The 19,520-nt window shown below is 65.2% G+C and carries 20 protein-coding genes and 1 pseudogene; 13 read left to right on the forward strand and 8 right to left on the reverse strand.

What is annotated here, in order from left to right:
* Window positions 1-12: 12 nt before the first annotated feature.
* Window positions 13-1,410: a threonine synthase gene (thrC, locus tag CRO48_RS01230; RefSeq protein ID WP_097135644.1), complete on the reverse strand. Its 1,398-nt coding sequence runs from the start codon at window positions 1,408-1,410 to the stop codon at window positions 13-15.
* Between the two features lie 357 nt (window positions 1,411-1,767).
* Here thrC and CRO48_RS01235 point away from each other — a divergent pair, with 357 nt between their 5' ends.
* Window positions 1,768-2,316: a hypothetical protein gene (locus tag CRO48_RS01235; protein WP_097135646.1), complete on the forward strand. Its 549-nt coding sequence runs from the start codon at window positions 1,768-1,770 to the stop codon at window positions 2,314-2,316.
* 179 nt (window positions 2,317-2,495) lie between these two features.
* Here CRO48_RS01235 and CRO48_RS01240 read toward each other — a convergent pair whose 3' ends face one another.
* Window positions 2,496-3,185 carry an HAD family hydrolase gene (locus CRO48_RS01240; protein ID WP_097135648.1) on the reverse strand — a complete coding sequence of 230 codons (690 nt, stop codon included), beginning with the start codon at window positions 3,183-3,185 and terminating at the stop codon, window positions 2,496-2,498.
* Between the two features lie 172 nt (window positions 3,186-3,357).
* Here CRO48_RS01240 and CRO48_RS01245 point away from each other — a divergent pair, with 172 nt between their 5' ends.
* The 3 genes from CRO48_RS01245 (at window position 3,358) to CRO48_RS01255 (ending at window position 5,258) form a co-directional block, all read left to right on the forward strand.
* Complete coding sequence (locus CRO48_RS01245; RefSeq protein ID WP_097135649.1) at window positions 3,358-4,026, forward strand: GntR family transcriptional regulator; 669 nt, start codon at window positions 3,358-3,360, stop codon at window positions 4,024-4,026.
* 213 nt (window positions 4,027-4,239) lie between these two features.
* Entirely contained in the window at window positions 4,240-4,824 is a 585-nt protein-coding gene (locus CRO48_RS01250) for a biotin transporter BioY (protein ID WP_097135652.1), read from the forward strand.
* Complete coding sequence (locus CRO48_RS01255; RefSeq protein ID WP_097135654.1) at window positions 4,821-5,258, forward strand: DUF1284 domain-containing protein; 438 nt, start codon at window positions 4,821-4,823, stop codon at window positions 5,256-5,258. Before CRO48_RS01250 ends, CRO48_RS01255 begins: the two co-directional genes overlap by 4 nt.
* A gap of 24 nt (window positions 5,259-5,282) precedes the next feature.
* Here CRO48_RS01255 and CRO48_RS01260 read toward each other — a convergent pair whose 3' ends face one another.
* Window positions 5,283-5,999, reverse strand: coding sequence for an ArsR/SmtB family transcription factor (locus tag CRO48_RS01260; protein WP_097135655.1), 717 nt, complete (start codon window positions 5,997-5,999; stop codon window positions 5,283-5,285).
* Window positions 6,000-6,075: 76 nt separating this feature from the next.
* Here CRO48_RS01260 and CRO48_RS01265 point away from each other — a divergent pair, with 76 nt between their 5' ends.
* Both CRO48_RS01265 and CRO48_RS01270 read left to right on the forward strand, forming a co-directional pair.
* Window positions 6,076-6,405, forward strand: a complete 330-nt coding sequence (locus tag CRO48_RS01265) for an NIPSNAP family protein (protein WP_097136057.1) — start codon at window positions 6,076-6,078, stop codon at window positions 6,403-6,405.
* Window positions 6,402-6,752: an antibiotic biosynthesis monooxygenase family protein gene (locus CRO48_RS01270; protein ID WP_097135657.1), complete on the forward strand. Its 351-nt coding sequence runs from the start codon at window positions 6,402-6,404 to the stop codon at window positions 6,750-6,752. Before CRO48_RS01265 ends, CRO48_RS01270 begins: the two co-directional genes overlap by 4 nt.
* A gap of 7 nt (window positions 6,753-6,759) precedes the next feature.
* On the opposite strand, the gene CRO48_RS32755 is transcribed toward CRO48_RS01270, so the two are convergent.
* The 3 genes and pseudogenes from CRO48_RS32755 to CRO48_RS01280 form a co-directional block, all read right to left on the reverse strand.
* Window positions 6,760-6,888: a HepT-like ribonuclease domain-containing protein gene (locus CRO48_RS32755; protein ID WP_245423376.1), complete on the reverse strand. Its 129-nt coding sequence runs from the start codon at window positions 6,886-6,888 to the stop codon at window positions 6,760-6,762.
* A 104-nt stretch (window positions 6,889-6,992) separates the two neighbouring features.
* Window positions 6,993-7,073 (reverse strand): annotated as a pseudogene (locus CRO48_RS33360) (hypothetical protein); the annotation flags it as partial.
* A gap of 32 nt (window positions 7,074-7,105) precedes the next feature.
* Complete coding sequence (locus CRO48_RS01280; RefSeq protein ID WP_097135659.1) at window positions 7,106-7,402, reverse strand: nucleotidyltransferase family protein; 297 nt, start codon at window positions 7,400-7,402, stop codon at window positions 7,106-7,108.
* A gap of 146 nt (window positions 7,403-7,548) precedes the next feature.
* Between CRO48_RS01280 and CRO48_RS01285 the strand changes: the two genes are divergently transcribed.
* Both CRO48_RS01285 and CRO48_RS01290 read left to right on the forward strand, forming a co-directional pair.
* Complete coding sequence (locus CRO48_RS01285; RefSeq protein WP_097135661.1) at window positions 7,549-8,676, forward strand: site-specific DNA-methyltransferase; 1,128 nt, start codon at window positions 7,549-7,551, stop codon at window positions 8,674-8,676.
* Between the two features lie 293 nt (window positions 8,677-8,969).
* The gene (locus tag CRO48_RS01290; protein ID WP_097135663.1) at window positions 8,970-9,158 is read left to right on the forward strand and encodes a hypothetical protein; all 189 of its coding nucleotides are present in this window, start codon (window positions 8,970-8,972) and stop codon (window positions 9,156-9,158) included.
* A gap of 245 nt (window positions 9,159-9,403) precedes the next feature.
* On the opposite strand, the gene CRO48_RS01295 is transcribed toward CRO48_RS01290, so the two are convergent.
* Together CRO48_RS01295 and mutY are read right to left on the reverse strand one after the other, a co-directional pair.
* Window positions 9,404-10,018, reverse strand: a complete 615-nt coding sequence (locus CRO48_RS01295; protein ID WP_097135664.1) for an HAD family hydrolase — start codon at window positions 10,016-10,018, stop codon at window positions 9,404-9,406.
* Window positions 10,015-11,136: an A/G-specific adenine glycosylase gene (gene mutY / locus CRO48_RS01300; protein ID WP_097135666.1), complete on the reverse strand. Its 1,122-nt coding sequence runs from the start codon at window positions 11,134-11,136 to the stop codon at window positions 10,015-10,017. Before mutY ends, CRO48_RS01295 begins: the two co-directional genes overlap by 4 nt.
* A gap of 100 nt (window positions 11,137-11,236) precedes the next feature.
* Between mutY and CRO48_RS01305 the strand changes: the two genes are divergently transcribed.
* The 5 genes from CRO48_RS01305 to ppdK all read left to right on the forward strand — a co-directional run bounded on the left by CRO48_RS01305 (window position 11,237) and on the right by ppdK (window position 19,504).
* Window positions 11,237-11,764 (forward strand): DUF721 domain-containing protein, encoded by a 528-nt coding sequence (locus tag CRO48_RS01305; protein ID WP_245423377.1) that lies wholly within the window; start codon window positions 11,237-11,239, stop codon window positions 11,762-11,764.
* A gap of 117 nt (window positions 11,765-11,881) precedes the next feature.
* Window positions 11,882-12,691 carry a DsbA family protein gene (locus CRO48_RS01310; protein WP_097135670.1) on the forward strand — a complete coding sequence of 270 codons (810 nt, stop codon included), beginning with the start codon at window positions 11,882-11,884 and terminating at the stop codon, window positions 12,689-12,691.
* A 192-nt stretch (window positions 12,692-12,883) separates the two neighbouring features.
* A complete protein-coding gene (locus CRO48_RS01315) occupies window positions 12,884-16,348 on the forward strand; it encodes a chromosome segregation SMC family protein (RefSeq protein WP_097135672.1) in 3,465 nt (1,154 codons plus the stop codon).
* A gap of 129 nt (window positions 16,349-16,477) precedes the next feature.
* A complete protein-coding gene (locus CRO48_RS32020; RefSeq protein ID WP_097135674.1) occupies window positions 16,478-16,624 on the forward strand; it encodes a hypothetical protein in 147 nt (48 codons plus the stop codon).
* A gap of 195 nt (window positions 16,625-16,819) precedes the next feature.
* Window positions 16,820-19,504, forward strand: a complete 2,685-nt coding sequence (ppdK, locus tag CRO48_RS01325; protein WP_097135676.1) for a pyruvate, phosphate dikinase — start codon at window positions 16,820-16,822, stop codon at window positions 19,502-19,504.
* Window positions 19,505-19,520: the final 16 nt, after the last annotated feature.

The following is a 19,520-nucleotide window of genomic DNA, read 5'->3' on the forward strand; positions in this document are numbered from 1 at the left end:
TTTCCGCGATCGCTAACCCCGAATGCGGGAGTGTTGGCCGATGAAGGCTTCCACGGTGGCAAGTTCCGGATCCAGGATTTCGAACCGCTCCTCCCTTTGCATCATGTCAGCAAGCCACGACGGAAGCGCCGGGTCAATACCGCTCGCCGATTTTACCGCGGCGGGGAATTTCGCTGGATGGGCGGTCGCGAGCGTCACCATAGGGCTTGCCGGACGGGCGTTCTTGGCCGCGACGAAGACGCCGGTGGCGGTGTGCGGATCGAGTAGATAGCCTGTCTTTTCAAGGGTTTCGGCGATCGTCTTTGCCACCTGCTTCTGGGTGGCGCGGCCGGCACGGAATTCCTTGCGGATCGCCTTCAGGGCCTTCTCCTCGATCTCGAAGGCGCCGGACTGCTTCAGCCCGGCCATCAAGGTGCGGATCGCCGCCGGATCGCGGCCGCAGGCTTCGAACAGCAGCCGTTCGAAGTTGGAGGAGATCTGGATGTCCATCGACGGCGAGGTGGTCGCCACGACGCCGCGCATCTCGTAGCGCCCGGTCTTGAGCGTGCGGGCAAGGATGTCGTTGTCGTTGGTGGCGATCACCAGCCTGTCGACCGGCAGCCCCATGCGCTTGGCGACGAAGCCGGCGAAGATGTCGCCGAAATTGCCGGTCGGGACCGTGAACGAGATCTTGCGATCCGGCCCGCCGAGCGCCACGGCGCTCGTGAAGTAGTAGACGATCTGGGCCATGATGCGCGCCCAGTTGATCGAGTTGACGCCGGAAAGCTGCATCTTCTCGCGGAAGCCCTTGTCGTTGAACATGGCCTTGACGAGGTCCTGGCAGTCGTCGAAATTGCCCTTCACCGCAATCGCATGCACGTTCGCAGCACTCGACGTCGTCATCTGCCGCTGCTGGACCGGCGAGACCTTTCCGTGCGGGAACAGGATGAAGATGTCGGTGCGCTCGCGCCCGGCAAAGGCGTCGATCGCAGCCCCGCCGGTATCGCCCGAGGTCGCGCCGACGATCGTTGCGCGCTGTCCGCGCTCCGCCAGCACGTGGTCCATCAGGCGTGCGAGAAGCTGCATCGCCACGTCCTTGAAGGCGAGCGTGGTGCCGTGGAACAGTTCAAGGATGAACGTGTCGGCGCCCGTCTGCACCAGCGGCGCCACGGCCGGATGGCGGAAGGTGGCATAGGCCTCGTCGATCATGGCCTTGAGCGTCTTGTCGTCGATCTCGCCGTTGACGAACGGCGACAGCACGGTGAAGGCGACCTGCTGATAGGTCATGCCGCGCATCGCCCGGATCTGCTTTTTCGAGAACGAGGGCCATTCCTTGGGGACGTAGAGGCCGCCGTCGCTCGCAAGGCCGGCAAGCAGCGCGTCGCAGAAACCGAGGGTAGGGGCCTCGCCCCGCGTCGAAATGTACTTCACGTGATCATTCCTGAATTTGTACGGCCTGAAAGTGTACGGTGGACGTGTGCGAAGGAGCGGTCGGAGGCGGGAGGCCGGCGCGGTGTGCGTCTGCGTTCACGAAACTTCCTTCCTGTTCGGTCGCGGCGTCGGCCGCGCATTGCGGAGCGTGACGAGGCTGCGCGGGCCCGTCGGCGTGCCGGGCATGAAGGCGCAAGCCTCTCATGCGAACGGATACAGCAAAAAGTGGAAGGTCGTTTTTGGACAATCGATTTTTTGCCGCACCGCTGCTATAGAGCATCCGCGAGGGTCTCGAAAGGCCCGTTTTTTATAAGTTGAAGCGGGCGCACGAAGTCCGAATGCAGGGGTGAGAGACACGTGATTGGTAAGATCGGCCGCCGCCTTCTGGGCGTTTCTTTGCTCGCAATCGTCACGGGATGCAACCAGACAGACAAGACCACCGACCTCGGCGTTTCGTCCGGACAACAGGCAGCCTCGCAGCAGCCGGCGGTGATCCAGGGCGCCTGCCCCCAGGTCTATCTGCGCGAGGGCACCGCCGTGCACCGCACCTATGCCAAGGGCGCGAAGGACGATCCGCAGAAGCTGATCTACCAGGCGACGCTGGCGGCCACCACGCGACAGTGCGTGCAGACGGCGAACGAACTGAAGGTGACCGTGCTCGCCCAGGGCCGCATCGTCTCGGGCCCGGCCGGCAATCCTGGCGCCGTCACCCTGCCGATCCGCGTTGCAGCCTCTGACGGTGAGAACACGCTCTACTCGAACCTCAACAAGTTCAGCGTGACGATCCCGGCCGAAGGCACGGCGCAATTCGTGTTCACGGAAGCCAACATCGTCATCCCCGGCGGCGCCGGCTCCTACGCCAAGATCTACGTCGGCTTCGACGAAGGCCCCTACAACACGAAGTAAGCCTGTGTCATCGGTGGCTCATAACATGACCGCCGCGCATTTGGAGGCGCGGCGCGGTCGTGACTGGCATGATTGCGTGCGTGCTATCGATTTGAACGCCACTTTGAAGGCGACGGGCAGCCGCGCGGGGGCGCCAGGCGCTCCTTAAAAGCGCGGCTTCAAAAGACGCCTTTCGGCCGTCAGATCGCTTCCTGCCATTCCGCCAGCGCGGCGATGACGCCCGGCAGGTCGATCATCCGCGAAATGACCGTTTCCGCGCCTGCGTCCGTCAGCCGGTCCGCATGCGAGGGATAGGTGTGCGAGGCGCCGGTGAAGCCGACGACGCGCATGCCGGCGGCGCGCGCTCCGTTTATGCCGTGCACCGAATCCTCGATCACCAGGGTCCGGGCCGGATCGGCGCCGAACTGCTTGGCGCCGTGCAGGAAGATGTCCGGCTTCGGCTTGACGCGATCGGGCCCGAGATCCTTGGCCGAATAGATGTGCGGCGCGAAGATCTCCTTGAGCCCGACCCTGTTCAGCATCAGTTCCAGCCGATGCGATGCCGAGTTCGAGCAGATGCAATAGGGGCGGCGCAGCCGCGACAGGGCGAACTTCACCCCGTCGATCACCTTGACCTCCCGAGCAAGCCGGTCGTCCAGCAGCTTCTCCGACTTGTCGAGCAGCGAGGCGGACAGCGGGATCGAAGCTTCGCGCTCGACCGTGAGCAGGATGTTCTGCCAGGTCATGCCGGCAAAGCGCTCGCCCATCTCCTCCACGCCGATCGGATAGCCGGCCTCGGTCAGCAGGCGGGATTCGACTTCGGCGGCGATGATTTCGGAATCAACCAGCACGCCGTCGCAATCGAAGATGATGAGGTCGAAGCCGTCCATGAATTCTGTCCTTTTGGGAGGCGCCCCCGGCAAGGGGCGTGAGGCGCCGTCTCGAAGCTCGGCGGCGCGACCGGGTCGTGCTGGCCTTTATACGATGCCGACGCAAAGCTCAACCTTGGGGCCGCCGACAAGCGCGCTCGACACCGCAGGAAGAGCCTTCTATCAGTGGCGCATGGCAAACACCCAAGACGACACGCTCGCAAGCCGCATCAGCCGCGTCCTCGCCGAGAGGATCATCTCCGGAGCCTTGTCGCCCGGCGCCCGTCTGCGCCAGGATCATGTCGCCGAAGAGTTCGGCGCCAGCCACGTTCCCGTGCGCGAGGCGTTCCGCCGGCTAGAGGCGCAGGGGCTTGCCGTCAGCGAGCCGCGCCGCGGCGTCCGTGTCGCCTCCTTCGACCTCAGGGAGGTGCGCGAGGTGGCGGAAATGCGTGCGGCGCTTGAGGTTCTTGCGCTGCGGCATGCGGTTCCGAACCTGACGCCAGCGGTCCTCGACAAGGCGGAGACGGCCACTGCGACGGCCGACTGCGCCTCCGACGTCCGCTCCTGGGAGGAGGCCAACCGCGCCTTCCACCGTCTGATCCTGGAGCCATGCGCGATGCCAAGGCTGCTGGCGTCGATCGACGACCTGCATGCCGCAAGCGCCCGTTTCCTCTTTTCCGCCTGGCGATCGAGCTGGCAGCCGCGCACCGATCACGATCATCGCGCCATCCTCGCCGCTCTGCGCGGCGGCAACGGCGACGAGGCCGCCGCCATCCTCGGCCGTCACGTCCAGTGGATCGGCCGGACGCCGGTGCGCAACGAGAGCGGCGAAACGCGCGAGATCTTCTCGATCGTCGGTTGATCCTGCCGGCTCAATGCCTGCCCTCCTGAAATTATCTATAATTTTTTGCCATCATTAAGTTATTGATTTAACTATAATTTATCCCGCTTCTCCGTGGGCAATGAGCTATAGTTCGCTCCATTCTGGGTCTTGACGCGCCGAAGTAATCTCTCCAAGGATAGGATTATAGATAATTTTTCACGTTATCTATAAACGCCAACTGGAGGCCCCTTCATGTTTCAATTCGCCGTCGCCGGCCCGTCCGGATTCGATCCCCTGCGCCTGGGTGCGCGCTCGCTGCCGCTTCGTATCGCCTTCGTGCTCGCGGGCACTCTGGTGCTCGCCTTGGCCTCGCGCATCAGCGTGCCGATGGTGCCGGTGCCGATCACCATGCAGACCTTCGCCGTCACCATGATCGGCGCGCTCTACGGCTGGCGCCTAGGCACGGTGACGGTCCTTGCCTGGCTCGGCGAGGCGATGGTCGGCCTTCCGGTTCTTGCGGGCGGCGCGGGCGGCATCGCTCCCTTCGCCGGGCCGACGGCGGGCTATCTTGTCGCCTTTCCGCTGATGGCGGCGATGGTCGGCTGGCTTGCCGAGCGCGGCTGGACAGGCGCCCGCCTCGTGCGCAGCTTCGCCGCGCATTTCGCGGCCAACATCTTCTGCCTCGTTCTCGGCGGCGCATGGCTCGCCACGCTGATCGGCACCGAAAAGGCGCTGATGCTGGGCGTCGTGCCCTTCATCCTCGGCGCGGTGCTGAAGTCGGCGCTTGCCGCCGCCCTTCTCAAGGCGCTCGCCGGCAAGCAGATCGACACGCCGTGACTGTCCGGCTGCGCGCCCACCACCTGCTCTGCATGCTCACCTTCGTCGGCAAGGGCTACAGCCCCGCCTTCGTGGAGAACTACAGGCAGATCGCCCGCCGGCTGACGGCGGGCGAAGCGATCGAGCTGGTGCACGGGCCCGACGACATCTGCGCGCCGCTGCTCTGCGGCGACGCGCATTGCTACGACGAAAGCGTGATCGAGCGCGACCGGCTGGCCGCCGCGGCCGTCGCACAATTGACCGGTCGGCCGGTCGAGGCCGGCACCGTCCTCATGCCGGACGAGATCTTGCTCGATCGCCTCCGTGCCGCGTTCCGCGGAGAGGCGATGCGCTCGGCCTGCGCGGGATGCGAATGGTCGGATCTCTGTTCGCGCGTCGCCGCCGAAGGTTATCCCGGCGTGCAGGTGGGGCGTGCCCCGGCCGCCGGTCGATGACGCACGCAGCCAGCCGCCGAAGCTTCATTCCCCGTGGGACAGAGGGGCGGGCAGGGGCTCGGGCAGGGGAAACAGGTCGCAGAAGGCGCGCTCGCCGGCCCGCGTGAAATGGATCGCGCGGCTTTCGTTGCTGCGCCTTGCCCAGCCCCTGTCGATGAAGCGGGAGAGCAGCGCCTCGCCCAGCGAGCCGGCCAGATGCGAGCGTCGCTCACTCCAGTCCAGGCAGGTCCGGCAGACGGGCCGGCGCTGGTCGTGCAGCGCATCCATGTCTATTCCGAGCTGCCGCATCCGTTCTTCGCCGCTCTTCGTCAGGGATGCTTCGTCTCCGTCGATCGCGACGTGCCCGTCCGCGACCATGCGGTCCAGCATCCGCACCCCGAAATCCCCGGCGAGATGGTTGTAGCAGACCCGCGCCTTGCGCAGCGCCGGGTCCTTCGGTCCGGGGCGCGCGCGCAGGAAACCGCGACTGGCGGCAAAGCCCATCAGCCCTTCGAGCAGCAGGCCGACCTCGTCGTCCAGGAGCGCGAAATAGCGATGCCGTCCCTGCTTTCGCTGGCCAACGAGGCCGCCGGCTTCGAGCTTTGAGAGGTGCGAGCTCGCCGTCTGCAGCGTGATTCCGGCAGCACCTGCAAGCTCGGTCGCCGTCAGCGCCCGGCCCCCCATCAGTGCGCTCAGCATGTTGGCGCGCGCGGGATCGCCGATCAGCGCGCCGATCTGGGCTATGTCCGGTCCTTCTTTCATACTTCGACGATAATCGAAGCATCGCCGCTGCGCAACATGGCATCAGGAGACATCGCAAATGTCGAGGAACCCAAAGATGCTCACCTGTTTCATCCGCTACGAGATCGACCCGTTCGGCAAGGAGGCGTTCGCCGAATATGCCCGCAACTGGGGGCAGGCGATCCCGCGCAACGGCGCACATCTGATCGGCTATTTCGCGCCCCATGAGGGATCGGCCACGACCGCCTATGGGGTCTACAGCGTCGAGAGCCTTGCCGCTTACGAGGCCTATCGCGCGCGTCTGGCCGCCGACCCGCTCGGTGCGGAGAATTATGCCTTCGCAAGGGATAAACGCTTCATCCTTAAGGAAGACCGGATCTTTCTCAGGAACGTTTCCCTGCCGCATGCTCAGGCGGTGACGCCATGATCGCGGTCATCTTCGAGGTGGTCCCCGCAACCGGCCGGCGCGACGTCTATCTGAACCTCGCCGCAAGGCTTAGCGACCGGCTCCAGGCGATCGACGGCTTCGTCTCGATCGAGCGTTTCGAAAGCCTGTCCGTGCCCGGCAAGATCCTGTCGCTATCGTTCTGGCGGGACGAGGAAGCCGTCAGGACATGGCGCAACACCGCCGAGCACAGGAGCGCGCAGCAGGCCGGCCGCCACGGCGTCTTCTCCGACTACCGCCTGCGCGTCGTCTCAGTGATCAGGGACTACGGCATGTTCGAGCGCGACGAGGTGCCGGAGGACAGCGCACGGGTGCACGATGCCGCATGAGGGGCCCTTACGTGCCGTCCAAAGACGCTTGAAGGGCCAGAAGCGCGTCCTTCAGGTGCGGAAGATCGCGGACGACGACGTTCCATAGGACGTCGTCGGCAATTCGGTGATATTCATGTCTGAGGATATTGCCCATGGCGCGGATCGATCGCCAGGGAACGTCGGGAGCCTGAGCAACAGCACATCGGGAATGTGCCGGCTGGCTTCCGAGATGATTTCGATTGCTCGCTGGATCGCAAGGCGCAGTATGTCGTTCCTGGCGAGATCTTCACGCGTTTTTCCCGCCAGCGCCGTCTCGATCAAAGCGATCGTCTCCAGCATTTCCGACAGGATCACGCCGATGTCTCACGGCATCAGAAAACCCGGATCGCCGATTTTTCGATCGTCGCCTTGAGGCGCGGATGCAGGCTGTCGCGCGTTGTCACATCCACCTCGACTGACAGCTCGTCTTCGAGGAGGAGCTTAATGCTCGCGAGATCGATGAGGGAGAAAAGGGCGCGCGGGTCATAATCGATGAAAAGGTCGATGTCGCTATCGTCGTCGGCTTCGTCGCGTGTCACCGAACCGAACAAATAGACCGAGGTGGCGCCGAATGCGCGGATCGCGTCGGCGTTTTTCTGCAGATGTTCGATCGCTTCGCTCTTCTTCATGCTGTCCTTTACCGCATCGGTCCTTTCTTCTCCATTCGGAGATTATTTGCCGCTGAGCCTCTCCGCCTTCACCCTTCGGTAACCATCTTCGGTAACCATAAGGGCCAGCAAGTTCGTATCCGAGTAAGCGTATCAGCGAGTATTCCATGTCCCACGTCCTTTCGCTTGCCGAAGCCCGTTCGGTCCGCCCCAATGGCTGGATCGACACGATCATCCGGGGAGATTGCGTTTCCGCCCTGGAAGCGCTTCCGGATCAGTCGGTCGACGTCATCTTCGCCGATCCGCCCTACAACCTTCAGCTCGGCGGCACGCTGCACCGGCCGGACCAGAGCCTCGTCGATGCGGTCGACGACGAATGGGATCAGTTCGCCTCCTTCGAGGCCTACGATGCCTTCACCCGCGCCTGGCTGCTCGCCTGCCGCCGCGTGCTCAAGCCGAACGGCACGATCTGGGTCATCGGCTCCTATCACAACATCTTCCGCGTCGGCGCCACGCTGCAGGACCTGAACTTCTGGATCCTCAACGACGTCGTATGGCGCAAGACCAACCCCATGCCGAACTTCAAGGGCCGGCGTTTCCAGAACGCGCACGAGACGATGATCTGGGCGAGCCGCGATGCCAAGGCCAAGGGCTACACCTTCAACTACGACGCCATGAAGGCCGCCAACGACGACGTGCAGATGCGGTCCGATTGGCTGTTTCCGATCTGCTCGGGCGGCGAGCGCCTGAAGGACGCCGACGGCAAGAAGGTACATCCGACGCAGAAGCCGGAAGCGCTGCTCGCCCGCGTCATCATGGCCTCCACCAGGCCCGGCGACATCGTGCTCGATCCCTTCTTCGGTTCCGGCACCACTGGTGCGGTCGCCAAGCGACTGGGGCGCCATTTCGTCGGCATCGAGCGCGAGCAGGACTATATCGATGCCGCACTGGCGCGTATCAATTCGGTCCAGCCGCTCGGCAGCCAGACCCTGACGGTGATGAGCGGCAAGAAGGCTGAACCGCGTGTCGCCTTCAATACGCTGATCGAGAGCGGCCTGATCGCGCCGGGCACCGTGCTCACCGACCAGAAGCGCCGCCACAGCGCCATCGTTCGCGCGGACGGCACCATCGCGTCGGGATCAGACGCCGGCTCCATCCATCGCGTCGGCGCCAAGGTGCAGGGCCTCGACGCCTGCAACGGCTGGACCTTCTGGCACTATGCCGAGGGCAGCGAACTCAAGCCGATCGACGCGCTGCGCGCGGTCGTGCGCTCCGACATGGCAAGGCTCGATTGAGACGCCCGGCCCCAGCCGCTGCCGACCCCGTTCGAACAGGCGTCTTTCGCAGACCGTGAAGGTTGAAGGACGCGCAAGCCAATACCTCCTGTCGTGGCCTCCGGTGCTCCCTGCGCCGGAGGTTGCGGCAGTTGGGCCAGGCATCAAGGCCGCAGTCAGGCGTGGACAAAGCCCCGATGCTGTGAGCAAAATGTTCCTTCGCATGTCGGGAGGAAGACAACCGGACAAGAAGAATTCAACAACCGGTGGAACAAGGGGCATCATATTGCGTTTTACCTGAGCGGGAGGCGATCATGAGGCATATCGACATCAGCAAGCTGGAGCGGAACCCCAAGCATGTCTGGGAGGTTTCGGAGTACTGCCGCAAGTCGGGCGTGAGCCGTACCGAAGAAAAGCGGCTCATCAGGATCCTCGGCCGCTACGCTTCCGCTCACGAACTGCAGATGAACCTCGTCCGCCCCAACAACAGGTCTCGTTGCTGAACGCGGTTGCCTTATGCAAGCGTTTGTTAATATTGGCGAAGCGCCAGAAAGGGCAGGCCTTCTTCAAGCGCTGTTAACCAGCGCCCCCTATGGTGAGGGCAAGCCGTCGGCGTCGCAAAGAGACTGACTGACGAAAGAATTCTGCTTTTCCGGTTTCGTACCTTCAGTCCCGGAAAGGCGCGAACGCCCGGAGCCGGCAACGGCCCCGGGCGTTTCACTTTGTTCAGGTCTTGCACAGCTTCCGTCTAGAGCGCCACGCCGTGCGCCGCGAGGTCGCTCTTGAGCTTCTCCGCATCGGTAAAGAGCACGGCATTCCAGCCGGCCGCCCGCGCTCCCTCGACGTTCTTTTCGGCATCGTCGATGAAGAGGGTGTGCGCCGGTTCCAGGCCGAAGTCGCGGGCATGCTTCTCGTAAATGGCAAGGTCGGGCTTGATCAGGCCGATCTCCCCGGAAACCGTGACACCACGCGGCAGGTCGAGGAACGGATAGAGCTTGCGCGCCTCCCTGAACGTGTCGGCGGCGAAATTGGTCAGCATCGTCACGTCGCGGCCGTCGCCAACCAGTGTCTCCATGATCGCCACGCTCTCCACATAGGCATGCGACACCATTTCCTGCCAGTGCCTGCGGAAGGCGCGAATCCGTTCCTCGTGATCGGGATACTGTTCGATCAACTGCGCCTCCGCATCGTCCCAGCTGCGGCCGCGGTCCTGCTCGAGGTTCCAGTCGTGCGTGCACACATTGGCGAAGAACCAGTTGCGCTCCGCGTCGTCCGGGATCAGCCGGCTGTAGGGGATGTGGGGATCGTAGTGGATCAGCACGCGGCCGATGTCGAAGACGATGTGTCGGATTTCGATGGTCATGGGGTATGCGCCTTTTCGATTTCTGTTGTGCGGGGCCGCGGCCGGAAGGCCTCCGGCATAGCCTGTTTGATCGCCTTCTTCATGACGCTTGGCAGCGCCTCGCCGTCGAGCGTTTCCTCCGGCTCCCACCATCCGGGCCCGGTCGCCGCCGTCCGGCTGACGGTGGAGCGGAAGACTGTCAGGCGCAACTCGAAATGCGTGAACACATGGACGACGGTGCCGCAGTTCTGCCAGGCGGCGGCGAAGGGTGCTGCATCGGCACCCGTCGCCCCGTCCTGCCGTGCCGTCCAGTCCGTGTTCGGTATCTCGGTCATGCCGCCAAGCAGGCCATGGCCGGGGCGCTTCCTGAGAAAGACGGCGCCTGTCTCGTCGGTGGCGACGAATGCGGCACCGAGCCTGACCGGCTTCTCCTTCTTCGCCGCCTTCACCGGGAAGCGCTGCGGATCGTCGCTCACAGGTGCCACGCAGGCGTCGTTGAGCGGACAGAGCACGCAGGCCGGCCGCTTCGGCGTGCAGATGGTGGCGCCCAGGTCCATCATCGCCTGGGCGAAGTCGCCCGGTCTCCTTGCCGGCGTCATCGCCGCGACGAGACCGCGCATCATCCCCTTCGAGCCGGGCAGGGGAGCGTCGATCGCATGCAGGCGGGAAATGACGCGTTCCACATTGCCGTCGAGCACGGCAGCCTGCCGGTCGAAGGCGATTGCGGCGATGGCGGCGGCCGTGTAGTCGCCGACGCCCGGCAGTTGCTTCAGGCCGTCCTCGGTATCGGGAAACCGCCCGCCATGCGTGAAGGCCACGGTCTCTGCGCATTTCTTCAGGTTCCGGGCCCTGGCATAGTAGCCGAGGCCGGCCCAGGCCTTCATGACCTCTTCGGTTTCCGCCTCGGCAAGGTCGGTCACCGTCGGCCATTTGGCGGTGAACAAAGCGAAGTACGATTTTACCGCTTGCACTGTGGTCTGCTGCAGCATGACTTCGGACAGCCACACCCGGTAGGGATCGGCGCGTTCGCCCCGCGCGGCCATCGGTGGCGAGATCCGCCACGGTAGATCGCGGTGGTGCCGGTCGTACCAGCCAAGGATCCGGCTGGTCGGGTCTGCGGCGATGTGCGCTTTCGTCATGAATTTGCCTGGATGCGATGAGGAAGCGTATAACTGGCCAAGCAATCTCTTTTCTTCAAGGCGTAATTGTCGGAAGAGAGGAATGTTTTCCGCAAGGAGCATGCGAAAAGTGAATTCCCGTTCCCCCCGCCGGGGCGCTCTTCAGATCAGCGAAGTCGCCAACCGTCTGATCGATCCCGTGCTTGCCAGGCGCGCCGGCATCAACACGATGCTGCTCGGCTCCTGGGACGAGATCGCCGGCGCTGCCTTTGCCGATTGCAGCCGGCCGGAAAAGATCGCCTGGCCCAGGCGTGCCTCCGAGATGGCAGGCGAGGACGGCGGGCACCAGCCCGGAGTGCTGACGATTGCCTGCGAAGGCTCGCGCGCCCTGTTCCTCTCCCATCAGCAGGGCGAACTGATCCAGCGCGTCAACGGCTTCTTCGGCTTTCCGGCGATCCGCCAGATCAGGATCGTGCAGAAGCCGGTCTCGCCGCCTGTGCGCCGCCGTCGTCCGCCACGTCCGTTGACCGGCGAGGCCGCGCGTCACCTGGAGGAGCTGGTGGAGGGTATCGAGGGCGATGCGCTGAAGGCCGCGCTGAAACGGCTGGGCACGGCCGTGCTTGGCCGCAACGGCCAGCCGCGTCGCTGAAACATCAGCCGGTCACATTTGTTTGAAGATTGCAGTGTTGGTGCCGCTTGTTAGCGACATGAAGCCGGTATATCCGGGCGAACGGAAGATTTTTACTTTGTCCCCACAGGAGAGACCATGTCCCTTCCCGAAATGAGCCTTTTGAAGCGTCTTACGAGCGGCGTCGCCGTCGCGGCGCTTGCCGTCACGCTCGCGGCCTGCAGCGACGAGAAGAAGGAGACGGCTGCGGCGCCCGATAGCCAGCAGGTGACCACGGACAGCGCAGCCTCAAAGCCGGCCGAGCCCGCGGCCATGTCCACCGAGGTGGCACAGGCGCCGGCGGTCTCCCCCGAGACGACGCAGTCGACGCCGGCAAAGGCCGAAGTCCCGCCGTCGGAAGGCGACGTCGACATGGCAAAGGTTCTCGAGCCCGGCCCGCTGCCGGAAATGGCGATCGGCGAGGCGAACGCCCCGGTCACGATCGTCGAATACATGTCGATGACCTGCCCGCATTGCGCCCGCTTCCACAACGACACCTTCGAGGCCATCAAGACAAAGTATGTCGACAGCGGCAAGGTGCGCTTCATCTTGCGGGAATTCCCGTTCGATCCGCGCGCTGCGGCCGCCTTCATGCTGGCCCGTTGTGCTCCGGCCGAGCAGTATTTCCCGATGATCTCCATGCTGTTCAAGCAGCAGGAACAGTGGGCCGCGGCCGAAAACGGCCGTGAAGCGCTGCTGCAGATGTCGAAACTGGCTGGTTTTACACAGCAGAGCTTCGAAGCCTGCTTGACGAACCAGAAACTTCTCGATGATGTGAACGCGGTCCGCGAGCGCGGCGCCAAGGAATTCGGCATCGCGGCCACGCCGACCTTCATCGTCAACGGCCAGCGCTATTCCGGAGAAATGTCGGTTGACGTCATGTCGGCCCTTATCGACAGCAAGCTCTGATCCCGTCGCCACAATCATCGCGGGCGCCGGCGGAAGTCGCGCGCCTGCCGTTCTGGCGGCCCCCTCCCTCTATCTGGGAGGAGTGCCGGTGCGAAGCCAGACGATGAGGGGGGCTTCCGCCACTAGGTTTCCCCCTTCGTCAGGCTCTTCGCGCCACCTTTTCCCCGATGGGGCGAAGAGGGGGCATGCCCCATGAAGTTCACCAAGCTTCGCCTCCAGGGTTTCAAGACCTTCGTCGAGCCGACCGAGTTTGTCATCGAGCGCGGCCTGACCGGCGTCGTCGGGCCAAACGGCTGCGGCAAGTCGAACCTCGTCGAGGCGCTGCGCTGGGTGATGGGGGAGAACTCCTACAAGAACATGCGCGCGTCCGGCATGGACGACGTGATCTTCTCCGGCTCCGGCAACCGCCCGGCGCGCAACACCGCCGAGGTCGGTCTCTACCTCGACAATTTCGACCGCACGGCGCCTGCCGCCTTCAACGATGCCGACGAGATCCAGGTGTCGCGCCGTATCGAGCGCGAGCAGGGCTCGGTCTACCGCATCAACGGCAAGGAGGCGCGCGCCAAGGACGTGCAACTGCTGTTCGCCGACGCCTCCACCGGCGCCCGCTCGCCATCCATGGTCGGGCAGGGGCGCATTGGCGAGCTGATCCAGGCAAAGCCCCAGGCCCGCCGGCAGTTGCTCGAAGAAGCGGCAGGCATTTCCGGCCTGCATTCCCGCCGCCACGAGGCCGAGCTTCGCCTGCGCGCCGCCGAAAGCAATCTCGAGCGGCTCGACGACGTCACCTCGCAGATTGAAAGCCAGATCGAAAGCCTGAAGCGCCAGTCGCGCCAGGCAAACCGGTTCAAGGCCCTGTCCGCCGATATCCGCCGCCACGAAGCGATGCTCCTGCACATTCGTTGGGCGCAGGCCAAGGAGGCGGAAGGCGAGGCGGAGAGCCAGCTGAACCAGGCGACCTCGCTGGTCGCCGAACGCGCGCAGGCGCAGATGGAGGCGGCCAGGGCACAGGCCATCGCCAGCCTGAAGCTGCCGGAACTGCGGGAGAACGAGGCAAGGCTCGCCGCTGCGTTGCAGCGGCTGCAGATCGCCCGCTCGCAGCTCGAAGAAGACGCCGGCCGCCTGCTGCGCCGCCGCGACGAGCTGGCAAGGCGGCTGGCTCAGCTTGCCGAGGACATCGCCCGCGAGGAAGCGATGGTCGCTGACAACGCGCAGGTGCTGGAGCGGCTTTCGGCCGAGGAGCAGGAAATCGGCGATATTCTCGGCGAGGCCGACGACCGCGCCGCTGCCGCGCGCGAGGCGATGGACGAGGCGGCCGAACGCCTGTCGGGCAGCGAGCAGGCGCTGGGCGAGATCACCGCGGAGCGCGCCGAGGCGCAGGCGGTGCGCAACCAGTTGGAAAAGACGATCCGCGACCTCGCCGACCGCCAGGCGCGGCTGACCCAGCAGCTGGTCAATCTCGAAGCCGAGATCTCCGCGCTGGACGAACGCATCGCCGCCTTGCCCGACCCCGAGCGGAAGCGCGAGGAGGTGCAGTCGGCCGAGGCGGCGCTGGAGGAGGCCGGCGAGCGGCTGGCCGAAGCCGAAGAAGTGCTGGAAGAGGCGCGCGGCGCGGAAGTGGAGTTGCGCGGCCCCGTCGAGACGGCGCGCGGGCAGGCCAATGCCGTAGAGACCGAAATGCGCACGATCCGCCGCATGCTGGAGGCCGGTGCCGCCGGAGGTTCCACAGCCCCGGTCGTGGAGGACGTGCAGGTCGACAAGGGCTTCGAGACGGCACTCGGTGCAGCCCTTGGCGACGATCTCGATTCGCCGGCCGATACTGCCGCCGCCGCCCACTGGCGCTTTGCTGGCGAGGGGGCGGACGATGCGCCCCTGCCGGAGGGCACCGTGCCGCTACTCTCCCATGTCCGCGCGCCGGAGGTGCTGACCCGCCGCCTGCGTCAGATCGGCGTCGTTGTGGACGAGGGGCAGGCGCTGTCTCTTCTCCAAAGCCTCAAGCCCGGCCAGCGGCTGGTGACGCGCGAGGGCGCGGTCTTCCGCTGGGACGGGCATGTAACGGGCGCCGATGCGCCGAGTGCCGCCGCCCTGCGGCTGGCGCAGAAAAACCGTCTTCGGGAGCTCGAAAGCGAACGCGACGAGGCGCAAGCCGCGCTTGCGGCCGCCGAGGCCGCCCTTGCCGCCGCTGCTGCGGCGATCAGGGCCACGGGCCAGCGGCAGCAGGATGCCCGCGAGGTTCAGCGGCTCGCTGCCCGCAAGCTCGCCGAAGCACGTGACGCGCTGGATTCGGCCGAACGCGCGTCCGGCGACCTGATCCGCCGCCGCGCCGTGCTGGCGGAGACGAAGACGCAGCTCGATACCCAGGTCGATGAAGCGGCGGAAACCCTTGAGGAGGCGCGTGGCGCGCTGGAAGACGCCCCCGACGTCTCGGAACTGGAGCTCCGGCTGAGCCTGCAGTCAGCCGCTGTTGCGACTGACCGCGCGACGCTCGCCGAGGCGCGCGCCTTTCACGACGGCCTGGCCCGCGAAATGGCGGAGCGCCGGCGCCGGCTGGCTGCGATCTCGGGCGAACGCGAGACATGGCAAAGCCGCGCCGCCAATGCCGAGCGCCACATCTCCCAGCTGCGCGAGCGCGAGGCGGAGGCGCAGGACGAGGCCGAGCGCATCGCCGAGGCGCCCGACGAGATCGAGGAGAAGCGGCGCGCGCTGATGAGCGAACTTGCCCGTGCCGAGGAGGCCCGGCGCGCTGCCGCCGACGAATTGCAGGAGGCCGATAACCGCCAGCGCGAGGCCGACCGGGTGGCGACGACCGCGCTGTCGCAGCTTGCCGAATCACGCGAGCAGCGCGGCCGCGCGGAGGAGCGGCTGGTGTCGGCGCGCGAACGCCGGCTCGACGGCGAGGCGCGCATCCGCGAGGCGCTGCATTGCGCCCCTCACGAGGCGCTGAAGCTCGCCGAACATCCCGCCGACCGTCCGCTGCCCGATCCGCGCCAGCGGGAGATCGAGCTGGATCGGCTGAAGGTCGAACGCGAGCGGCTGGGGGCGGTGAACCTGCGCGCGGACGAAGAACAGAAGGAGCTTTCGGATAAGCTGCAGGCGATCGTCACCGAGCGCGAGGACATCATCGAGGCGATCCGCAAGCTGCGCACGGCGATCCAGAGCCTGAACCGCGAGGGGCGCGAGCGCCTGCTTGCGGCCTTCGACATCGTCAACGCCCAGTTCCAGCGGCTGTTCACCCACCTCTTCGGCGGCGGCACGGCCGAGCTGCAACTGATCGAAAGCGAGGATCCGCTCGACGCCGGCCTGGAAATCCTCGCCCGCCCGCCGGGCAAGAAACCGCAGACCATGACGCTGCTTTCTGGCGGCGAGCAGGCGCTGACGGCAATGGCGCTGATCTTCGCCGTCTTCCTCACCAATCCCGCGCCAATCTGCGTGCTGGACGAGGTGGACGCGCCGCTCGACGACCACAATGTCGAGCGCTACTGCAACCTGATGGACGAGATGGCCGCTTCCACCGAGACCCGCTTCGTCATCATCACCCATAACCCGATCACCATGGCTCGCATGAACCGCCTTTTCGGCGTCACCATGGGTGAGCAGGGGGTCTCCCAACTCGTTTCGGTGGACCTGCAGACGGCAGAACAGTTGCGCGAAGCGGTCTGAGGCGCATCGTCCGCGTCCTCGATGAATGCGAAATCTATATCTCGCAGGTGCGAAATTGATCGGAACCAAACCCCGACTTCCGCATTCTCTACGGGCCGGCCGTTGAGGCCGAACAGGAAGGGGATATTGATGAACAGGAACGCTCTCTATATGATCATCGGCGCACTCGTCGTGGTGGTCGCAGGTTTTTCCTACTATGCCTATCAGGAAGAGAAGAAGCCGGACGGAGTCGAGATCCAGATCGGCAAGGACGGCCTGTCGGTCGAGGAAAACTGACGGCTAGCGGCGCTTCCCGGGCATCGCCACGGCTGCGATGCCCAAATCCGCCAATCGGCGCCGGTGCAAAGGCGCCCGGCGCTCGCAAGTGCCGTAAATTGTGCGGCGCAGCATTTTCCTTCTATCGTTCCGTTCCCAACCCGTGCCATATGCTGTAAATCTGTCACACAGGACTGTTTCGGGTGGAGAACAGCAATGACGAAGTGGGTTTACACCTTTGGCGGGGGAAGCGCCGAAGGGAGTGCGGCCGACCGTGACCTTTTGGGCGGCAAGGGGGCCAACCTGGCCGAGATGTGCAATCTGGGCCTCCCGGTTCCCCCGGGCCTGACGATCGTCACCAGCGCCTGCACCCATTACTACCAGAACGGCCACACCGTCCCGGAGAGCCTGAAGGAGGAGGTCCGTGCCGGTTTGCGCCGCATGGAGAAGCTGACGGGCCGCACCTTCGGCCATAACGAGAGACCGCTGCTTCTGTCCGTTCGCTCCGGCGCGCGCGCCTCCATGCCCGGCATGATGGATACGGTCCTGAACCTCGGCCTCAACGACGAGACCGTGCAGGCGCTCGGCCACGATGCGGGCGACGCGCGCTTTGCCTGGGACAGCTATCGTCGCTTCATCCAGATGTACGGCGACGTCGTCATGGGGCTCGACCACGAGGTCTTCGAAGAAATCCTGGAGGACGAGAAGTCCCGGCTCGGCCACGAGCAGGACACAGAGCTTTCGGCCGTCGAGTGGCAGCATGTCATCGCGCGCTACAAGGAGACGATCGAGCAGGAGCTCGGCGAGACTTTTCCGCAGGATCCCGAAATCCAGCTCTGGGGCGCCGTCGGCGCGGTCTTTTCCAGCTGGATGAACGCCCGTGCCATCACCTACCGCAATCTGCACAACATCCCGGCCGAATGGGGCACGGCGGTCAACGTGCAGGCCATGGTGTTCGGCAATCTCGGCAATTCGTCTGCCACCGGCGTTGCCTTCACCCGCAATCCCTCGACCGGCGAGAACGCGCTCTACGGCGAGTTTCTCGTCAACGCCCAGGGCGAGGATGTCGTCGCCGGCATCCGCACGCCGCAGAACATCACCGAGGCCGCCCGCATCGGCTCCGGCTCCGACCGGCCGTCGCTGGAAAAGCTGATGCCCGAAGCCTTTTCGGAATTCAGGAGCATCTGCGACCGGCTCGAGACGCACTATCGCGACATGCAGGACCTCGAATTCACCATCGAGCGCGGCAAGCTTTGGATGCTGCAGACCCGCTCGGGCAAACGTACGGCAAAGGCCGCGCTGAAGATCGCCGTCGAAATGGCCGACGAGGGGCTGATCAGCCGCGAAGAAGCCGTCGCCCGGATCGACCCGGCCTCGCTGGACCAGCTTCTCCATCCGACGATCGATCCGCGCGCCCGTCGCGACGTCATCGGCGCAGGCCTGCCCGCGTCGCCGGGTGCCGCCACGGGCGAGATCGTGTTCACGTCCGAGGAGGCGGTTCGTGCCGAGGATGAGGGCCGCAAGGCGATCCTTGTGCGGGTTGAGACCAGCCCGGAGGACATTCACGGCATGCACGCCGCCGAAGGCATCCTGACGACGCGGGGCGGCATGACGAGCCACGCCGCGGTCGTCGCCCGCGGCATGGGCACCCCTTGCGTCTCCGGCGCTGGCACCTTGCGGGTCGATCTTCGCAACGAACTGCTGATCGCCCAGGGCGTGACCCTGAAGAAGGGCGATATCATCACCATCGACGGCTCGTCCGGACAGGTGCTGAAGGGCTCGATCCCGATGCTGCAGCCGGAGCTTTCAGGCGATTTCGGCCGCATCATGGAGTGGGCCGATGCGACGCGGCGTATGAAGGTGCGCACCAATGCCGAGACGCCGGCCGATGCCCGTGCCGCGCGGTCCTTCGGTGCCGAAGGGATTGGCCTCTGCCGCACCGAACACATGTTCTTCGAGGACGGGCGCATCAATGTCATGCGCGAGATGATCCTGGCCGGCGACGAGGCCGGGCGGCGGGCGGCCCTTGCAAAGCTCCTGCCGATGCAGCGTTCTGATTTTGTCGAGCTTTTCGAGATCATGCACGGGCTGCCCGTCACCATCCGCCTGCTCGATCCGCCCCTGCACGAGTTTCTGCCGAAGACCGACGAGGAGATCGCCGAGGTTGCCGCCAGCCTGTCCTTCGACCCGACGGATCTTCGCCAGCGCGTCGACGCCCTGCACGAATTCAACCCGATGCTCGGACATCGCGGCTGCCGATTGGCCATCTCCTATCCCGAGATCGCCGAGATGCAGGCGCGCGCGATCTTCGAGGCCGCCTGCCAGGCGGCGAAGGACACGGGTGCCCCCGTCGTGCCGGAAATCATGGTGCCGCTCGTCGGCCTCAAGGCCGAGCTGGACTACGTCAAGGCGCGCATCGAAGCGGTGGCGAAAGAGGTGATCGCCGAGGCCGGCGTGAAGATCGACTACCTCGTCGGCACGATGATAGAGTTGCCGCGTGCGGCGCTTCGGGCGCATGTGATTGCCGAATCCGCCGAATTCTTCTCGTTCGGCACCAACGACCTGACCCAGACGACCTTCGGAATCTCGCGAGACGACGCCTCATCCTTCCTGTCGACCTATATCCAGAAGGGCATCGTCGAGCGCGATCCCTTCGTCCAGCTCGACTTCGATGGCGTCGGTGAACTGATCCAGATCGCCGCCGAACGCGGGCGGCGGACGCGCAACGACCTCAAGCTCGGCATCTGCGGTGAGCACGGCGGCGATCCGGCATCGATCCATTTCTGCGAGGACGCCGGGCTGGACTACGTCTCCTGCTCGCCCTTCCGCGTGCCGATCGCGCGTCTTGCAGCCGCGCAGGCGGCCTTCGAAGGGCGCCGGAGATCCAAGGTAACCTTGTGATGCTGTTGCCCCGGGC

The sequence above is a fragment of the Rhizobium subbaraonis genome (assembly GCF_900220975.1).
In the GTDB taxonomy this organism is placed as follows: Bacteria; Pseudomonadota; Alphaproteobacteria; order Rhizobiales; family Rhizobiaceae; genus Mycoplana; species Mycoplana subbaraonis.